Raw genomic sequence first — 20,697 nt, 5'->3', positions numbered from 1 at the left:
AGCTGTCATAATAGACAGAGTAATGTTTTAAAACAGCCCCATTTTAAATTATTTTATACTTCTAAATCTTTAAATTTATCTTTAAATAATTCTCCAATACTTCCTAAAGATTCCTCTACTTCTAGGTATTCTGTTATATCTTCTTCTGGCTCTCTAGTCGCTTCTTTTACTGAAACTAACATTCTTTTAGTCTTTGGTTTAAAGTCAAGAATTTTAACTTTAACTTCATCTCCAATATTGACAACATTAGTAACTTTAGCAACTCTAGTATCGCTCAATTCAGATATCGGTAAATAAGCATCTACACCTTCTTTAATTTGAACAAAAGCTCCCTTTTCTATTATTCTAAGGACTTTAGCATTAACAACATCATCAATTTTCACTTCTTTTGCTATTAAATCCCATGGGTCATTATTTATGTCTTTTAATGCTAATGCAATTTTTTTAGTATCTTTATTTACATCTAACACATAAACTTCTACTTCTTGACCTTCTGAAACAACATCTTCAACATTTTCAACCCTTGCCCAAGCTAAATTATTTATATGTGCTAATCCTTCAATTCCACCAATATCCACAAATGCTCCATAAGACATTATCTTCGTTACCTTACCATCTCTTTTTTGTCCAACTTCAAGAGAATTAAATAATTCTTCTTTTGCTACTTTAATACGAGCTTTTTCTTCTTCTCTTTCTTGTTTGATTCTAGCTCTTTCAGCTTCTTTTTCTGCTTTAATTTGAGCTCTTCTTTCTTCTTTCTCTTTATTTATACGTTCTTGTAATACATCTCTATGAGATGCTACAAGTCTATTCTTTCTAATATCAAAGTCTCTTATATAAACTTCTAAATTAAGACCAACAAATTTAGATGTATCTGTAATAAACTTTGTATCAAGTTGAGAAATTGGTATAAAAAATGTATATGTATTGTAATTAGCAAATACACCTTTGTCTATATTTTTTTCAACATTTACAGTTATTATTCTATGTTCATCATAAGCTTTTTGTAATTCTGCAAAATCATTTCTTTTATCAAGTTGTAATTTAGATAAAGTTATTGTCCCATCTTTTTGAGATACTTTTGTTATTACAGCAGTTATTTCATCACCTATATGATATAAATCTTCTATATATTGATTTTTTTCTATGTTTAATTCACTTATAGGTATTATCCCATCAAACCCGTAGTCTAATCCTAATTGTACTTCATCATTTCTCACTGCAATTATTTTTCCAGTTATTAATTCTCCAACTTTCACTTTGCTGAATACTTGTTCTTGCTGGTCAAGTAATTCTTGCATTGTTAAATCATTTTCCATTATATAAACATCCTTTCCATTTATTAATTATCATATCTGTAAATATTATACCATTAATATTGCAAATACTTACATTTTTCTTATTGTAATTTTAAAAATTAATTCAACTTTCTATCTTTATACATTATAGAAAATATCTTATTAAATTAAAATACAAATTCTAATTTTTATCTATTAAAATATTTTCATGGAAATTTTATATTATATATTATTCTTCTGTCGTTTTAGATTTTGATAGAGAGCTTTTATAAAATATAAAGAAACAGATTGCTGTTATAGTAGCTGCTGTTATATCTGCAATTGGCTCTGCTAAAAGTACTGCAAAAAGTTTTTCATTAAAAAATGTTGGAAGTATAAATATTAAAGGTATCAAAAGTACAACTTTTCTAAGAAGAGCTAAAATCAAAGATATTTTTGCTTTTCCAAGTGCTAAAAATGTCTGTTGACAAGCTAGTTGAATTCCAAACATAAAAGAACCTGCAAAATATATTTTTATACTCCAACTAGTCATGCTAAGTAACTGCGGATTCTTATTAAATATACCAACAAAAAATGCAGGGAACATCATAAGTAGAATCCACAAAATAGTAGAATATGTAAAACATGACAATAGGCACAACTTAAATGTCTTTTTGACTCTATCAAGTTGTCCTGAACCATAATTGTAACTTATTATTGGTTGTGCTCCTTGTGTAAAGCCCATATTAGGAAGCATAAGAATTTGCATTATACTACTCATTATAGCCATTGAACCTACTGCTAAATCTCCTCCATACATCTGCAATTTACTATTTAACGCTATAAGTACTAGACTTTCTGTAGATTGCATTATAAATGGAGATATCCCTAACGCCAAGACTGGTAATATAATACTTGCTTTAGGTATCATATACTTCTTTTTTATCTTAAGTATACTTTTCTTTCCAAATAGAAACACCAATACCCAAATAGCGGAAACACCTTGTGCAATTATAGTAGCTAATGCAGCTCCTTTTACACCCATATTAAGACCAAATATAAAAATTGGGTCAAGTATTATGTTTATCAAAGCACCTATAGCAACTGTAATCATACCAGTTGTAGCAAATCCTTGGGTATTTATAAAAGTGTTCATTCCCAATGAGATTTGAACAAATACTGTACCTATTAAATAAATTTTTAAATAATCCATTGAATATCCAATAGTAGATTCACTTGCCCCAAACATCCAAAGCAAAGGCTCTTTTCCAATCTGAAAACCTATAGTTAAAAGTATTGCTAAAATCACTAATACAGAAAAACTATTACTCATTATTTTCTCTGCACCATCATTATCTTGTTCACCCATTTTTATAGCAGCTAATGGTCCTCCTCCCATACCAATTAAATAACTACATGAAGTTATTATAATTATTATCGGAAATGCTACTCCGACACCTGCCATAGCAACTTCTCCACTTTCCATTCTTCCAATGAAAATCCTATCCACTATGTTGTATAAAACATTTACGATTTGTGCAATAATAGCGGGCGTAGCAAGTTTAAATAACAATTTTCCTACACTTTCATTTCCTAAATTAGTGCTTGAATTTTCCACTTTAAAACCTCCTTAGTCTATTAATTAAAATTTATTGTGATTGAAATTTTATTCTATATAAAAAATTTATTTTATTAGTAGGAAAATTTTTAGTACTTTCCTCACAAATAATACTATACTATATTTCTTTAGCCATAGTAAACATTTTAGAGCAAAATGAATTTAAATGATACTCACAAAAAAACTATCCAAACATATTGCTTGGATAGTTTTATATTATATGTAGAGAAAGTGCTGAAACTATAACTCCTGATAACAAATTACCAATAAATACTCCTACAAAGGCATCTTTTATTCTCATTTTTAGTATAGAAGCTATAGCAGATGCAGTCCATGTTCCTGTAGTTGGAAGTGGTATCCCTACAAATAGTATTATACCTATCATTGAAACACTTTTTAATTTTTTCATTCTTGAATTTATTTTTCTATCAATTGTATCTGCAATCCCTTTAAATAATTTTTTCCCTCTTAAAAATTGCAATACATGCCTAAATGTTAATATCAAGGGAATCGATATCAAAGTAGAACCAATTACACTAAATACATAAACCCACATAGGATTTAAACCCATTGCAATACCTATAGGAATGGCTCCTCTTAATTCTGTTACAGGAACCATAGATAAAATTAATATGTGTAAATATCCCAAACTATTCCCTCCTATTCTAAGTGACATTAAGTTATGAATTTATTTGTTCTATAACCTCACCGTTCTTTTTACTAACCAAAAAAGCATTTTTAGCTAATGAAAGCATAGGTAAATCACTCTTAGAGTCCGAATATGCATATGAATTTTCATAATCAATCTCTATCCCAAGCTTATCTAATACAGCCTTTATTCTATGTATTTTTTCAATTCCCTTACAGTTTTCCCCAACAAATTGGTTTTTATATCTTGAATTTTCATAAAACAACTCAGTGCCTATGACCTCATCTGCAAAACCATAATGTTTAAAGTATTTCATATACGCATATGGAGATGCTGTTATCATAATTATAACATTATGTTCTCTTTTGTTTTTGTAAATAATTTTTTTCATAGACTCGTTAATTTTTTTCATAATACAGTCATCAAAAAAAAATTTTAAATCTTCTTCACTAAAATCTACTATTGGATGAAAGATTGCCTCTTTTGCTCTTTTCAAAGGTACTATTCTAAGTAAGTACATAGCTAGAGTAAAAACAATATATGGCAACTTTATAATAGTTTTAAATGTTTTATTTTTTAAAGAATAAATAAAAAAATCTAACATGCTATCAGTATTTATAACAGTATAATCTACATCGAGTAATAATACACTTTTTTTCATAAGTATTTCCCCATCCTATCACTAAAAAATTAATATTATTAAACATGCAATTATCCACAATATTACGTTTATTTTTAAAGTCCAGTCTTTTAATACAATCTCGGTAGGATTTCCTTCATTTGTAGTGTTAATTATATAATTATATCTAAGTACACCATAAACTACAAATATTGTTGTAAATATCATACGTGGTTTTTCTGGATTACTTGTAGAATACAAAGCATAACACACAATTGTAGAACTTAACATAACTACCATCATTTGATTTAGATTTTCTATGTCATAATCTTCTAGTATCTTTCTATGTTCAATTGCATCATCTCTTAAAGTCTCTATTTCTTTTTTACGTTTTCCAAAAGCTAAGTACAAAGATAAGAAAAAGGTACATAATATTATCCAATTTGATAAGTTTACATCTATGGCTACACACCCTGCATAAACCCTAAATATAAATCCAAGAGATATTGAAAACACATCTAATAATATTATATTCTTTAATTTAAGAGAATATAATATATTATTTATCAAATAAAGAACAAGAATTATAGTCAATCTGAAATTAACAACTATTGATAAACTAATTGAAATCAAAGCTAATATTACAAATAGTATATTAGCATTTTTTTTACTTATTCTCCCACTTGCAACTGGTCTATTACGTTTTTTAGGATGTTTTTTATCTTTATCCATATCTATAGCATCATTCAATGCATATACTGATGATGATATAAGACAAAAACATACAAATGCAATAAATGTCTTTAATAGTAAATTTGTATTTAGTATGTTATTTGAAAAAATTATAGCCGAAAATACAAAGAAATTCTTTATATATTGCTTTATTCTCATTAGTTTTATATAATCTGAAATTTTAGTAAGAAGCTTTACATTTGTATTTGTCTGTTTCATAAACTTACTACCCTTTCAATATTATTTTTTAAACAGGATATGACTTTATCCCTATATTTAAAATTTCTATAAATCCATTTACATTACTAATTATTATAGTAACCAACAACAATGATAGAAATATATTGTACATATTTTTTTCATTTTTTCTAAGTGCTTTAGTAAAATAAGCCAATAAGACTATAACTGCAAAACTAAAATTTATAGCCATGATACTTGAATTAACTAGATTATATCCTATTATTCCATGTAAAACTAAGTTGAATATAATTATTCCCATACATAGTTTAGGAACTCTTTTTTCTGAGTTTTCAATAACTGACAAAACACAAAAACAAAATGCTAATAATGTAAGAATAACTGGTATTGTCGCAACTTCTCCATTTTGCAAAAACAGACCTTTTTTAAGCTCTGCTCCAGGAAAATAAAAAACTGAATACAACAATCTTTCTATAATCATTGCAATTTTTTCTAAAATTGGCCCACTTCTTATAAATTTCGTGTCATACTGTATTACATTGCCAAGGTTCATAAAACTCTCATAAGATTTCGTTGAAACTACACAAATATATGCTATTAAGATAAATGTAGCTAAATGTTTTAACATCTTTCCTAATTTTAGCTTAAATTCAAATATAATATTAAAAAAATACAAATATATATTGCTAATAGTTATTCCAAACAAAGGGATAGCAGCTAATTCAACCAAATAAGAATTTTTTCCTTTCATCTTATTTGCAATAAGTATAAAAAATATTAACGAAAACTGACTATATATAAATCTCTCTACATTCAAAGTCATAAATAGTTGTGGGAAAGAAAATATCATTATCATAGTAAGTAAAATTAAAGTTAACCTCTGCATTTTTATCTTTTTAATATGATTAAAAACTAAAGTTATAGACATCGCACTAGTTATTATTTGTAGACAAATCAATCCAAATCCATAAGCGCTATTAAAATCGGCTGTTCCTGGATTTGATATTGATGTACAAAATAAGTATATTGGATATGCAAAAATTGATATAATTGCTGAAAATAATATGTGTTTGCTATTATCTTGATTTATAGCAAATACATTTAAATTGAATAAAACGCCAGTATCTGTATCTAATAACACATCATAAGTATTGTTTAAATCATAAAATATAGTGGTTTTTGAAAAAAATATCTTAGTTATTATTAGATAGGTTATTACAACTAATATAAACAACAACATCTCATTTTTGTATTTTAATATTTTACTCATCAATATATATCACCATCCATTCATTATATAGGATTTGTTACTACCTATAATTTATTCCCTCAATTTTAATAGTCGCCTTTATAATATCCTTACTTGTTTTATTTTAATTGAATAAGTCTTTATTTACAACCACAATATTCACTTTATTAATGCTATATTTAAATAGATACTATATATATAGTATTCATTAGTAAAGTACAAAAACATAATTTAAGGAGACAATATTATAGCTTGTCTCCTTAGATACTAAAATCATATTCTAAAGTATTCCTAAATAATGAATTTCTAGCATAATATAAATTAATTACACTGTAACATTATTAACTCCATCTTCTTCCCATTTTTTAATCTCTTTTAATCTATCAATTATAGGTAAATGCTGAGTACATTCAATTTCACATTTTCCACAAGATATACATTCTTCAGCTTTTGCATCACTATTCATTGTATAATTCCAATGTCCTAATCCATAAACTAATTTTGTCATCTCTTCATCACTCTTTTTAAACATTTGCTTTTCATTATAAAAAAGCATATAAGCTGGAGTATTAATACCTTTTGGACATACCTTACAGTACCCACATCCTGTACATATTTCATTCATATTTTGATTTAATCTTGTTTCAATGTCATGTATATCTTCATCTGAATAAATTCTATTTTCGTCTGCAATCTTACACGCATCATCTATATCTTGCTTTTTATTAAATCCTATCAAAGATACGCTTATTTGTGGAATTCCTATATTAAATCTTAAGGCTGCTTCTATAGTGCTTTCATCCTCTTTTGCTAAAAAAGAAAGCTCTTTATTGTATTTTGGAATAGTTCCACCACTTAATGGATTCATAGCTACAACACCATATCCATTATCAATAGCATATTTAGCTCCTTTTAATCTATATGGAAAGTTTAATATATTGATTCCCATAGTTACACCTTCAAACTTATTTTCATCAAGAATCTCTATAACTTCGTCTCCTGGCTGATGTGATGAGAATACTATATGGTCAATCAATCCTTCTTCTTTACATTTTAATAATCCTTCATATTGACCTCCAGGTCTCATAGCTAGTTCGTAATGCTCCATCTTTCTAATATTCCATACATGATAAAAATTTATTTTAGATACGCCTAATCTCTCTATTGATTTTTTTACAGCTGCTATAGCTTTTTCTGATGTATCACACACTTTTGGTTTTTCTTTAGTTGATACATAAAAATCAGTTTTACCTTCCGCCATCATTTGTCTAAAAGCTAGTCCAAATATATCTTCACTTCTATCATCACAGTACCCTGGTGCTGTATCAAAGTAATTAATACCTTTTTCATATGCATATTTAACTAAATCGGCATTTTCTTGATTGCTTTTCTCTAAATCAAACCTTAATCCACCATAACCAACTACTGAAACCATTTTCCCTGTTTTCCCATATTCAACGTATCTCATTATAAACTCCTCCTTAGATATATTAAGACTTCTTTTCTTTACAAAAAATATTATACCATAAATATTTTTTATAAATTATTTATGGTATAATATTTTTTTTATAAATTATAAAATTTTACGATTGACATTTTATAACCAAATTAAAAGCTATAAAAAGGTTCAATATGAACTATTACTTGAGCATTTTCATTAATCTCTTCTTGGATTTGTTTTTCAATTTTATGTGTTAAATCATGAGATTGCTCTATACTTATAAAGGGGTCTACCATCACATGCATATCAATATAAATAGAACTTTTACTTCCCCTACTTCTGATATTGTGGACATCTCTTACTTCATTAAATTCAAACACAATTTCTCTTATATAATCCTCATCTACAGCTACCCTATCTACTAAAATTCCAATAGATGGCTTAAATATTCCATAAGCTGAGTAAATTATAAATGCAGAGATTATAATAGGTACTATAGATTCTATTATTACTGGGAATCCTAATTTTACACCAATTAGAGTAACTAATACTCCTAGAGATACAAAAATATCACTTCTTGTATGCAGTGAATCTGAAATCAAGACATAGCTATTCAGTTTAGTTCCAATCCTATATTCATACATACATACAAAAATATTTATAAAAAGTGTAATTACTAAAGCAATTAGACTTTCTATAGTTATAGAAGGTGTAATTGGATTGGATATTCTTGACACTGCACTAAGAATTATCTTAATTGCTATAACAAACAACATCCCACTAATAAATAAGCTAGTTATAATTTCAAATTTTTTATGTCCATAAGGATGATTTTTATCTTTTGGTTTAGACGCAAAGAAAATGCCTATCAGTCCTACTATATTTGATGCTCCATCTGACAGAGAATGGAATCCATCAGCTGTCATGCTATAACTCTTGATTTGATTACCAATAACGATTTTTAATAATGCTACTGCAAAATTAGCAAATAAAATTATCCATAATACTTGCTTTACTTTCTTATAATTATCCATAATAATCTACCTCCTCCCTTCGATTTAATCGAAAAAAGACTATGTATCAATATTAATTAACTAGACAATAAAATTATATATAATCACATTTATTATATTTATATTCAAAATTGGTTGTACTTGTTCATTCAATTTGAAACTTAATTCTAAATAAAAAATTCAGTCATTGTTTTGATATACATAAAAATAAGTTATAGACAATATATAAAATATTATCTATAACTTAAGTCTTTGATAGGAACTATTAATTTTTTATACTAAACCTTCTTTAACTAAGAATGAATGAGCAACGTCCTCTGGTGATTTACCAAGCTCATCAACTTGATAGTTAAGTTCTCTCATAGTCTCTTCATTTATTTTACCTGAAAGCATATTCATAACTTTTTCTAACTCAGGATATTTCTTTAAAGTATCTTCTCTTACTAATGGAGCTGCATAATATGGTACAAAGAAGTTTTTGTCATCTTCTAGTATCTTAAGATTGAACTTTTTAATAAGACCATCAGTTAAGAATGCGTCTATAACTTGAGATTCATTATTAGCTAAAGCTGTATATCTTAAACTTCCATTCATTGCTTTTACATCTTTAAACTTTAATCCGTAATCTCTAGCGATTCCTATAAGACCATCTTCTCTATTTTCAAACTCTAAAGTTGGCGAGAAAGTAAAGTCTTTACCATATTTAGTCAAATCAGAAATAGTATTTATTCCATACTTTTCGGCAGTCTCAGGCATCATGGCTAATGTATAAGTATTATTAAATCCAAGAGGGTCAAGTAAAGTTAACTGATTTTCTTTTTCCATAGTATCTTTTACAACCTTATAGGCTTCATCAGCATCTTTAATTGGAGTATGTTTCATTACATTTACCAAAAGTGTACCTGTATAATCCACATACATATCTAGTTCACCAGATTTAATTGCATTAAATGCAACAGATGAACCACCTAGATTTAAATTTTTCTTAACATTAAGATTTGTATTTTTTTCTATTAATTCAGCATAAACATTACCAAGTATAAGTTGTTCTGTATAATCTTTAGAACCAATAGTTATTGTATCTTTCTTACCTGAAAAACTTGAACTAAAAACAACAAACAACATTGAAACAACAACTACAACAGATATTACTTTAAGTGCTATATAATTTTTCTTTGGTGCTTTTGGATTTAATCCTTTTGGAGTAACTGCAACTTCAATTTTACTAAATAAATAATCAACTAGTAGTGCAATTATACATGATGGAATTGCTCCTGCTAAAATCATATTATTGTTTACAGTTTGAACACCTGAAAATACTAAATATCCTAGACCACCTGCACCTATAAACGCAGCAAGAGTCATCAAACCAACAGCTGTAACAGCAGAAATTCTAACCCCACCCATTATTATAGGTAGTGCTAAAGGAAATTGTATTTTAAATAATGTCTGATTTCTTGTAAGACCAATACCTTTAGCTGATTCTAATACGACTGGGTCAATACTGGTTATACCTATATACGTATTTTTTACAATTGGTAGTAATGAGTAGACTACTACCATAAATATGGCTGGTTTACTTCCTATCCCAAGTATGGGTACAAGAAGACCCAAAAGTGCCATAGACGGAACTGCTTGGACTAAGTTTACAAATCCAAGTATTATTTTTCTAAGAGATGAGATTCTTGAAATAATTATTCCAAGAGGAACTCCAACTATTATAGCTATCAAAATAGATGTAACAGTTAAACTCATATGTTGTATTAAAAGCTCTATAATCTTATCCTTTTGTAATAGTATAAAGTTAAAAAAATTATCCAAGGACACTCACCTCCATTTCTAGGAATTGTTCACTTAAAACGGAAAGTAAACTACTTCTAGTAATCAGCCCCACAAGTTTATTTTCATCAGAAACAACTGGAATATATCCAACCGAATTACGGTTCATTACATTCAATATCTCAACTAAATTATCTCCTTCATTCACATGTAAAGGCTCTTTTGACATAATATCAGCAAGTAATATTGATTTATCATTAATATCTTTCATATCTTTTACTGTAACAATTCCTTTTAATGTTTTAGCTCTGTCTATAATTAGCAAACTGTCAACCTTACTTGTTCTCATAATTTCTATCCCTTGAGTTACAGTTCTCGTTGAAGTTACAGCAATAGGATTTTTTATCATAATATCCCTTGCTTTTATATACTCTGGATTATCCCAAACTCTATCTTCTCCAATAAAATCTTTTACAAAATCATTTGCAGGTTTTCTAAGTATATTTTCTGGAGTATCATATTGTGCTATTCTCCCATCCTTCATAATACAAATTTTATCAGCTATCTTTAAAGCCTCATCCATATCATGAGTTACAAATATTATAGTTTTTTTCAATTCATCTTGAAGAGAAAATAATTGCTCTTGTAAAGATGTTCTTGTTATTGGGTCTAAAGCACTAAAAGGCTCATCCATTAATATTATCTCAGCATCAGTTGCGATGGCTCTTGCAACACCAATTCTTTGTTGTTGACCACCACTAAGTTCTGAAGGATACTTATTTAAAAACTCATCACTATCAAGACCTACCATCTCTAGTAGTTGTAATGTTCTTTGCTCAATTTCTTCAATGGACTTTTCCTTTTTTAGGCGTGGAATTAACTCTATATTTTCTTTTATTGTAAGGTGAGGAAATAGGCCTGTGTTCTGTATAACATATCCTATTTTTCTTCTAAGCTCTATTTCATTTTCTTGAGAAATTGGTTTGCCATTAATATATATTTCACCAGATGTAGGTTTTATTAATTTGTTTATAAGCTTCAATGTTGTAGTCTTCCCACAACCACTTGAACCAATTAAAACCACCAATGTACCTGTTTCTACAACTAGAGAAATATCATCTAATATAACATTATTTCCTATCTTTTTGGTTACATTTCTTATTTCTATCATAATCTATCATCCCCTTTATCGACAAGCAACCTCCAGCAATATTATAAGTTGTTTTTATAATTATATCATATTATTCTCTTTATGTAAACAAAGTAGACCTTTTAGGTCAGTTTCTGTCTGAAAATTCCTACAAATATAAAGTATTTATATATAGTTATACAATACATAATGTTGAAAAATAAAGTAATAAAAATATTCACAAAATAACACTAGTCTTAATTATATAACATCAAAACTAGTGTTATTTCATTTTTTAAAAAACTATAGTTGGATACTATCCATATACTCAAATAAAGTAATATCTTTGTAGGTTTCTTTTTTATCACTTAAATTCGATATTGTAACTCCCAATAGCCTTATTTGTTTTCTATTCATCTCGACATTTCTTAATAAATTGTCTATGCCACTTCTTATATCACTATATTCATCAATATAATGGTCTAAACTAAGACTTCTAGTTATCTTTGTGAAATCTTCATATTTAATTTTTAATGTAAGCGTCTTTCCAAATTTCTCAGAATTTTTTAATCTATGACATACCTCTTCACAAAGTTCATCAAGAATGTTGCGTGTTTCTTCTTCATCAATATCCAGATTATGACTTAATGTAGTCTCTGCCCCAACAGATTTTCTAACTCTATTTGGCTCTACAGGTCTATCATCTATTCCTCTTGCGAATTTATACAATTCATAACCTTTTTTCTTAAATATATTTTCAAGTTCAAATAAATTTAAACACCTTAAATCGTATCCTGTTTTTATACCTAAATTTTTAAGGGTATTTGAAGTAACTTTTCCAACACCAAAAAATTTATTTACAGGTAATTTATCTAAAAACTCTTGGGCATTTTTTTCATTTATTACAGTCAGACCATTAGGTTTTTTTAAATCTGATGCAATTTTGGCTAGAAACTTGTTGTATGACACACCAGCTGAAGAAGTAAGACCAACTTCTCGAAATATATCTCTTTTTATTTGCTTTGCTATCTCAATTGATGAGTCAATATTTTTTTTATTTTTTGTTACATCTAAGTAAGCTTCATCTAAAGACAATGGCTCAACTAAATCAGTATATCTATAAAATATATCTCTTATTTGATTTGATACACCCTTGTACACATCAAATCTAGGTCTTACAAAAACTGCATATGGGCACCTATTATAAGCTACAGCTGATGGCATAGCTGAATGTATACCAAATTTTCTAGCTTCATAAGAACAAGTTGCAACTACACCTCTACTTTGTGGATTTCCTCCAACAATAACAGGTCTTCCTTTTAATTTTTTATTATCTCTTTGTTCTATAGATGCATAAAAAGCATCCATGTCTATGTGAATTATTTTTCTATGAAGTTCCATCCTTATCACCTTTTAAAATACAAACAGATTGAGTTTATTTAGATTACCTTTTAATTATACCAAACTTATGTTTCTTTATGCTCTTTTTTTTAATTCTCTTTACATATTGATATTTTCCATATATAAAACATCTTATAATCAACTAATTTAATATAATTTATAAAAAATCCTTAAAAACACTTGCAAAAACTATATAAAAGCTTTACAATAGGTATTCCAAGGAACTAAATTTAAAATTCCTTATGGATAACAGTATATATATTAATTTAAATGGGATGTTTTAAAAACAAAAGACTGCCTTATACAAGGCAGCCTACTGATTTTATTATAATTGTAATGGACTGCTCAAACTATTACTTTAAAACAGCCCATATTTTTTTATATAATTTTAACTATAGTAAAGATTTTGTGATGGATACTCTGGGTCACAAGTTACATCTATGCCAAGTTTTCTAAATGTTTGTTCATCGTCTCTATTTAGTATAGTAGTAGAATGAGCTTGACATCCTTTTAATAATGCCAATTTTTCCATAGCAAATTGTGCAGTTGGATTAGTTACAGCACAAATGCTAAGTGCAGTTAAAACCTCTTGACAACTAAGAGAAACATTTCTACTAGCTAAAGTTTTTGTTTTTAGATTTATAATAGGTTCTAATATTACAGGTGATATTAAATGCATATCATCAGATATATTAGCTAAGTGTTTAATTGCATTTAATACAGCTGCTGCTGTTCCATTCATTAAGTCAGAACCCTTACCAGTTAATATTGTTCCATCCTCTAACTCTAGCGCTACTACAGGGCAAGTATCATTCTTATCAGCATTTTCTTTTAATTTATTACTGTAATTTCTAGCAGGTAAGACAACTTTTCTATCTTCTGGTTTTAGGTTAAGTTCTTCCATAATCATTTTCATTCTATCATAAGCACCTTTATCAACTTGTCCTTTTTTATATTCACAGGCAGTTTTAAAGTATCTTCTTATTATTTCTTCTATCGAGGCTTTTCTTATTACTTCATCATCTATTATTCCAAATCCAACTCTATTAACACCCATATCAGTTGGAGATTGGTAAATTGATTCTTTTCCAGTTATTTTTTCTATTATTTTCTTAAGCACTGGGAATAATTCTAAATCTCTATTGTAGTTTACTGACATTTCACCATAAGTTTCAAGATGGAATGAGTCTATCATATTTACATCTTTTAAATCAACCGTAGCTGCTTCATAAGCTATATTTAAAGGATGCTTCACAGGTACATTCCAAACTGGGAATGTCTCGAACTTAGAATATCCAACTACATTTCCTCTTTTATTTTCATGGTATAACTGACTTAAACAAGTACCAAGTTTCCCACTATTCGGACCTGGTGCTGTCACTACTACTATTGGTTTTGTAGTTTCTATATACTCATTTGCTCCATACCCCTCATCACTAACTATAGTCTCAACATCTGATGGATATCCTTTTGTTGGATAATGCTTATATACTTTAATTCCTCTACGTTCTAATTTATTTATGAATACAGTTGTAGCAGGTTGTCCTTCAAATCTAGTAATTACTACACTATTTACGTCTAACTCATAACCTCTTAAATCATCTATTAATCTTAAAACTTCCATATCATAAGTGATACCAAAGTCTCCTCTTATTTTATTTCTTTCTATATCTCCTGCATATACACAAATTACAACTTCTACTTTTTCTTTCATATGTTGTAATACTTTTATTTTTGCATTTTCATCAAATCCTGGAAGTACTCTTTTTGCATGAAGGTCTCCCATTAATTTTCCTCCAAACTCTAAATAAAGCTTGTCAAAATTATTTACTCTTTCTAAGATATATTTAGACTGCTCTTCTAAATATTTTTTGTGGTCAAATCCTATTTTCATCTTAACACCTCACTAAATTAAATTTCTTATTGATAACAGTATATTTATATATATTTTTTTAGTAAAACATCTTATAAAAAAATGTTAATACTTTTTCACTCAAAGTAATATTATACAATTAAGATTAATTTTTTTCAAGATAGTTTTATAGTAAATTAGATATACTCATATAACTAATAAAATAAGAATATTATATTTTATATATCTAAATATAATATTCTCACCTTATCACTAATTTATTTCAATATTCTCATATATCTTTTACTCCAAGTTCAATACTTTTCTAATATCTTCTATTCCTTGATATACTTCTTGTTTAGAGAAATTCATAGCCTCTAATTCCTCATCAGTTTTTTCCATAAGCATAGTGTAAAATTCTATTGCTATATACTGCATATTTTCAGTATTCACAGTGTTAGCCTTATCGAATAAAATCTCTTCTGCTTCATTCACTTTTCCTTGAAAAACTAGTCGTTTCAAGGTAATAAGTATAACTTCTTCTTCTGTATTATACACTAAATCTTTTTCTTCATATTCACTGTATTTCTTTCCCAATAAAAGTCTTGCAACCATAAGTTTTATCTCATTGAAAATCTTATCTACTATAGCCATTTTTACATCTCCTATAAATAAAGTTTATTTTCTTTTTAATTATAACAGACTTTATATTAAAAATTATTATATGTAAATGAAATAATTCAAAAATAGATTTTAAACATAAAAAAAGAAGGTAGCGGGGGATTTCCGACTACCTTCAAACACTAGATTGTGATTGGTTTGGTATTTTACTTATACCCACCATACGCTTTGTTAAATCATCTAAATTGATTTTTTTAGCATCCACATCCTCCATCAAAAACGTCACCGCATTCACAAAGTATTAATAATAATATTAAGAAAGGTATCCATGCACATAAGTCCATCTCAGCCCAACAATCTTGGAATGCTAAGAATAAGAAGAATAATATTATTATCCACCAAGCACATCCGCCAAATCCGCCTTCACCAAAAAATCTATCCAACATAATATGTTACCTCCTAGTTATTTTGTATGTGGAGTTTCAGCTCCTAAAATATACTATGTTTAAGGGGTAATATTTGCTAATGATTTTTTTAAATTTTTTCAAAGATTTTCTAAAAAAAATTATTGTCTAACACTCAATGTCTTGCTATCACTATTGATGACTACATCTCCATCAGAAGTCAAAAATGTTTTTACATTCAGTTTTTCTAATATTTTTAATACATCTTCATTAGGAGCTTTTTTATCTGAACAAGTAATAACAGCATATTCTGGGGTAATAGACTCTAAAAATGCTTCAGTTAATTTATCATACCTTCCATGATGAGGAATTTTAACAAAATCATATTTTAAGGTATTTTCACTTATAAACTCTGCCAACCTTTTTTCCTCTGCATCTCCTGCAAACAAAAACCTATGTTCCCCATAATTTATACTAGTCATTATTGAATAATCATTCGAACTTTCATAATCACTTTTTGAAGCTGGTTGTATGCTTATTTTTGCATTATTGATTTCAAGATTCATCTTTTCCTTCAGTACTACTGGTTCTACACCAACTTGTTTAAGTGACTCTGTATACTCATCATACTGTTTACTGTCTTTCTCATAATTTGCTTGTATCAGATTCTTTACTTTGACACTAGATAGTACACTATCGACTCCACCTATATGGTCCTTATCTAAATGAGTTAAAATCAAATAATCAAGTGTATTTACTCCTTTTTCCTTTAATTTATCAACTATTTGTTCTCCATTTTTATCTTCTCCTGTATCAATCATTACAACTTTATCGCCTATCTCAATTAATATACAGTCTGATTTTCCAGTGCTTAGTATAGTAGTCTTAAATGCAGTATTTTTTGTGTTGCCTTGAATATTATTTTGACTTACACTATTTTTTTCACTCTTTAAATAAGATTCACTTGTTGATTTTATCTTACCATTAGTAGTTGTATTTACTACAATCAATAATATTGCAATTACAGACAATGTAGTAACAAAAAACATGATGTCTCTTAATATTATTCTCTTCATCCAAAATCTCCTATAAATTTTATTTATTACATATTTATAGTATAACAATCCTGACTTAGTAAAATACACATATAAACAGGGCAAATTATAGGCATATTTGTGGCATTAAAAAAACGGGGTTGTCGCGCTAGAAAATAGCGCTACGCCCTTTTTTATACAAAAAAGTAAATCCCAAGTTCAAAAGAGCTTGGGATTCTTGTATAATACTTGTATTAAAAAACAAAATACTATACAAATTAATTATGCTACTTATTGTGATAATTATCAATTTAAATTACCACTAAATATGGATTATATGATTCCAAAAGATGATTCTGTAAGGTTATTAAATCAAATTATTGAGGAGATGAAGTTAGAAAAATTATATAAGACTTATTCTCGAATTAGAGGAAATAAAGTAACCCCTATACAACTTTTGAAATTCGAGAAATATTCTGAAAGTTAAACAGTTGGCAGTATATTCTATTTTTTTATTGAAAATGATATAATATAGCTATTAAGAGGGAGGGGGACAAAATTTTGAAGTTAAAAACCTTTCAACTGATTCTGATTGTTTGTATGATTTTTCTTTCTTTTCCAATAGAACTTGACTCTGCTTCAGATAAGGTTCCAGTTAAAGTCGGATATTATGATGATGGTGATTATATGAGTCGGAATGAAAATGGTGAGTATATAGGGTTTAATTTTGAATATTTGCAGGAAATTAATAAATACACTGACTGGAAATATGAAATAGTAGATTGTAAAAGTTGGGAAAATGCTTTTGAAATGTTAAAATCAGGTGAGATAGATGTTCTTCCTAGTGTCTATTATACAAAAGAGCGTACAAAAGAAATGCTTTTTCCAACACTGCCAATGTGTAATATTTATACAACTTTAAATGTAAGAGTGGATGATACTCGTTATGATTATGAGGATTTTGATTCTTTTCAAGATATGAAAGTAGGTGTTATTAGTAATAGTAAAGATGCTGAAAACTTTAAAAAATATTGTAAAACAAATGATTTTAAAGTTCAAATTGTATCTTATAAAGAAACAAATGATTTGTTAAGAGATTTAGAAAATGGAAACTTAGATGGTGTTGCTATAACACATCTTGGTCGGACTAGTACATTTAAAAGTGTAGCACAATTTTCTCCAGAGCCACTTTACACTGTGGTTTCAAACCATAAGCCAGATTTATTATCTCAACTAAATTCTGCTTTGAATACATTGACACTTAGGAATTCTAGTTATGAAACAAAATTATACAATAAGTATTTTTCTATAAGTACTGCTCAGAAGCCAGTATTTACAAAAGATGAGCAAGAATATATACAACAATCTGGTGAAATTTCAGCTGTTTATGATGCTACAAAGATTCCACTAGAATATAGTGATTCCAAAACAGGGGAGTTTTCTGGTGTGGTTGCTGATTTATTCAAGGTAATTACAAATAACACTGGTTTGAAATTTAGATTTGTTTCTGCAAAGAATTATAATGAAGCACTTCAATTATCAAAAGATTCTAGTATATCTGTAGTTTGTGGTATGGAAAACGATTATATCAATAACCAAAAAAACAATATAAGAACAACACAGTATTATTTGCATGCTCCAGTAGTTTTAGTTAGTGGAGAAAAAGAAAATGAAAATGAAATTAAAAAAGTGGCAGCTGTAAATGGTTCTTTGATTGGAGAAAATATTGCTAAAGATGGGAAACTGGATAGAACCATAGAATATTATAATTCTCCAAAAGAATGTTTTGATGCTGTATTAAAGAATAAAGTTGATGCTGTTTATGTAAATACTTATATTGCAGATTATCTATTATCCAATCCTCGTTATGAAAAATTTTCTGTTTCAACTTTGACAAACTATGCAGAAGAAATAAGTATTGGTATTTCTGATTCTGCAGATTCAAGGTTGTTTTCTATACTAGATAAATGTATTCAATACATGTCAACAGAAGAAATGGACAGAATAATTTTAAAAAATACAATAGATCAATATGATATAACTTGGCAAGATATTATTCATCAGCATCCGATGGCAATTATTGGAGGAATTATTATAATATCAGTTATTATTATTATACTTTTGAGTTTTCTGCTTTTATCAAAGTCAAAAAATAACAAGCGTATCGAGAGTTTGTTATACCGAGATAGTCTTACAGGAATTTGGAATTTAAATAAATTTTCTAAAGAAGCCATTGAGAGTTTAAGAAATGCAGAAGGTGGTTTATATGTGATTGTTTATTTAGATATAAAACAATTTCGAATGATTAATGATACTTTAGGATTTTCAGAAGGAGATGAAATACTTTGTGCATTAGCTAAAGTTTTACAAAACACTGTCTCTTCTGAAGAATCTTGTGCTCGCGTTTCTGCAGACCAATTTGTTATGTTATTAAAATACAATAGTTGGGATTGCTTAAAAGAACGTCTCTTCAAGATTGACACTCAACTAAATGATTGGATAGAAAAAATGAGAAAAACTTACCAACTTATTCTTGTATTTGGCGTATACATAGTAAATGAAGTTGAAAAACATGATATATCTCTCATGCTTGACCTAGCAAATTATGCGAGAAGAAATACAGAAATAACACACAGAAGTCGTATTGTGCTTTATGATATGGCTATGAGAGAGGAAGGATTACACCAAAGAAACTTAACAGATAGGATGCAAGTAGCATTAGAACATGGAGAGTTTATTCCATACTTTCAACCAAAGGTAGACATGAATACAAATAGATTGGTAGGAAGTGAAGCACTAGTAAGATGGAATTATCCAGATAAAGGTATAATAAGTCCTGGAGAATTCATTCCTTATTTTGAAAAAAACGGATTTGTGGTAGAAATTGACTTTTATATCTATGAGGAAGTTTGCAAAATGTTAAAGAGATGGATGGATTTAGGATTAAATATTAGTCCAGTATCTTGTAATTTTTCCAGAATTCATTTTAATAATGAAGGTTTCTCAGAAAGATTGATAGAAATAGCAGATTCATATAAAATACCTCATAAATACCTTGAAATAGAAGTCACAGAAAGCATTTTTATTGAAAATCTTAATCAGATTTCGAGTCATTTTAATCAACTAAAAGAATCAGGATTTCCTATTTCTATAGATGATTTTGGTTCTGGATATTCATCTCTTGGTTTATTACAACAATTTTCTATTGATATAATTAAGTTAGACCGTACATTTATACAAACAGGAATGCATGGTAGTCGTGAACAAGCTGTTGTGTGTGGAGTGGTAAATATAGCAAAAGAATTAAATATGAAAGTTATATGTGAAGGGGTAGAAAGTATAGAACAAGTGAGGATACTAAAAGAAATTGGATGTTATTTAGCACAAGGATATTTTTATGCAAAGCCAATGCCACAGGATGATTTTGAGCAATTATTAAAAAATCCTGTACTGGAAATTAAATCAAATGTTTAAGGTGTACGTTTATTATAAATAAAGTTTATGTTCTAAGTAAAATTATGTATGATAAATAAAGGTATAAAAATAGCATTTTTTCAGATAATATTTTATTATAAATAATAAATTTAGAATACTTTTTTAGTATATCTATTGGAAGATGACTCTATCTTTGTACCATCAATAAATAGAGTGTTCTTTGAAATCTCTTTATTATTTTCAAGA

The 20,697-nt window shown here is 27.9% G+C and carries 16 protein-coding genes; 1 reads left to right on the top strand and 15 read right to left on the bottom strand.

Going from position 1 to position 20,697, the window contains the following annotated elements; all coding sequences use genetic code 11:
• Positions 1-53 precede the first annotated feature (53 nt).
• The 15 genes from Q3287_RS08015 to Q3287_RS07945 form a co-directional block, all read right to left on the bottom strand.
• A complete protein-coding gene (locus Q3287_RS08015) occupies positions 54-1,319 on the bottom strand; it encodes a 30S ribosomal protein S1 (RefSeq protein ID WP_054276150.1) in 1,266 nt (421 codons plus the stop codon).
• A 208-nt stretch (positions 1,320-1,527) separates the two neighbouring features.
• Entirely contained in the window at positions 1,528-2,895 is a 1,368-nt protein-coding gene (locus Q3287_RS08010; RefSeq protein ID WP_054276149.1) for an MATE family efflux transporter, read from the bottom strand.
• Between the two features lie 211 nt (positions 2,896-3,106).
• Positions 3,107-3,544 carry a COG2426 family protein gene (locus Q3287_RS08005; protein WP_407963827.1) on the bottom strand — a complete coding sequence of 146 codons (438 nt, stop codon included), beginning with the start codon at positions 3,542-3,544 and terminating at the stop codon, positions 3,107-3,109.
• A 31-nt stretch (positions 3,545-3,575) separates the two neighbouring features.
• Positions 3,576-4,205 (bottom strand): HAD family hydrolase, encoded by a 630-nt coding sequence (locus tag Q3287_RS08000; RefSeq protein ID WP_407963826.1) that lies wholly within the window; start codon positions 4,203-4,205, stop codon positions 3,576-3,578.
• A gap of 21 nt (positions 4,206-4,226) precedes the next feature.
• Positions 4,227-5,114, bottom strand: coding sequence for a decaprenyl-phosphate phosphoribosyltransferase (locus Q3287_RS07995; protein ID WP_407963825.1), 888 nt, complete (start codon positions 5,112-5,114; stop codon positions 4,227-4,229).
• Positions 5,115-5,142: 28 nt separating this feature from the next.
• Positions 5,143-6,363, bottom strand: coding sequence for a DUF6080 domain-containing protein (locus Q3287_RS07990; RefSeq protein ID WP_236730056.1), 1,221 nt, complete (start codon positions 6,361-6,363; stop codon positions 5,143-5,145).
• A 304-nt stretch (positions 6,364-6,667) separates the two neighbouring features.
• Positions 6,668-7,810, bottom strand: a complete 1,143-nt coding sequence (locus Q3287_RS07985) for an aldo/keto reductase (RefSeq protein ID WP_407963824.1) — start codon at positions 7,808-7,810, stop codon at positions 6,668-6,670.
• A gap of 140 nt (positions 7,811-7,950) precedes the next feature.
• Entirely contained in the window at positions 7,951-8,817 is an 867-nt protein-coding gene (locus Q3287_RS07980) for a cation diffusion facilitator family transporter (RefSeq protein ID WP_054276145.1), read from the bottom strand.
• A 252-nt stretch (positions 8,818-9,069) separates the two neighbouring features.
• Positions 9,070-10,617 carry a glycine betaine ABC transporter substrate-binding protein gene (locus Q3287_RS07975; protein ID WP_054269523.1) on the bottom strand — a complete coding sequence of 516 codons (1,548 nt, stop codon included), beginning with the start codon at positions 10,615-10,617 and terminating at the stop codon, positions 9,070-9,072.
• On the bottom strand, positions 10,610-11,746 hold the full coding sequence (locus Q3287_RS07970; RefSeq protein ID WP_054269522.1) for an ABC transporter ATP-binding protein: 1,137 nt from the start codon (positions 11,744-11,746) through the stop codon (positions 10,610-10,612). The genes Q3287_RS07975 and Q3287_RS07970 overlap by 8 nt, the downstream gene beginning before the upstream one ends.
• Positions 11,747-12,007: 261 nt before the next feature.
• On the bottom strand, positions 12,008-13,105 hold the full coding sequence (gene dinB, locus Q3287_RS07965) for a DNA polymerase IV (protein WP_054269521.1): 1,098 nt from the start codon (positions 13,103-13,105) through the stop codon (positions 12,008-12,010).
• A gap of 388 nt (positions 13,106-13,493) precedes the next feature.
• Positions 13,494-14,999, bottom strand: coding sequence for a DUF1846 domain-containing protein (locus Q3287_RS07960; protein ID WP_054269520.1), 1,506 nt, complete (start codon positions 14,997-14,999; stop codon positions 13,494-13,496).
• A 261-nt stretch (positions 15,000-15,260) separates the two neighbouring features.
• Positions 15,261-15,611, bottom strand: a complete 351-nt coding sequence (locus tag Q3287_RS07955) for a DUF6483 family protein (protein ID WP_021383697.1) — start codon at positions 15,609-15,611, stop codon at positions 15,261-15,263.
• A gap of 221 nt (positions 15,612-15,832) precedes the next feature.
• Positions 15,833-16,024 (bottom strand): hypothetical protein, encoded by a 192-nt coding sequence (locus tag Q3287_RS07950; RefSeq protein WP_003418667.1) that lies wholly within the window; start codon positions 16,022-16,024, stop codon positions 15,833-15,835.
• Between the two features lie 119 nt (positions 16,025-16,143).
• Positions 16,144-17,058: a ComEC/Rec2 family competence protein gene (locus tag Q3287_RS07945; RefSeq protein ID WP_407963823.1), complete on the bottom strand. Its 915-nt coding sequence runs from the start codon at positions 17,056-17,058 to the stop codon at positions 16,144-16,146.
• A gap of 519 nt (positions 17,059-17,577) precedes the next feature.
• Between Q3287_RS07945 and Q3287_RS07940 the strand changes: the two genes are divergently transcribed.
• On the top strand, positions 17,578-20,490 hold the full coding sequence (locus Q3287_RS07940; protein WP_054276142.1) for an EAL domain-containing protein: 2,913 nt from the start codon (positions 17,578-17,580) through the stop codon (positions 20,488-20,490).
• Positions 20,491-20,697: the final 207 nt, after the last annotated feature.

This window comes from Clostridioides sp. GD02404 (assembly GCF_045898275.1).
GTDB classification, from domain to species: Bacteria; Bacillota; Clostridia; order Peptostreptococcales; family Peptostreptococcaceae; genus Clostridioides; species Clostridioides difficile_A.
This window is presented reverse-complemented; position numbering and strand designations above follow the sequence as displayed.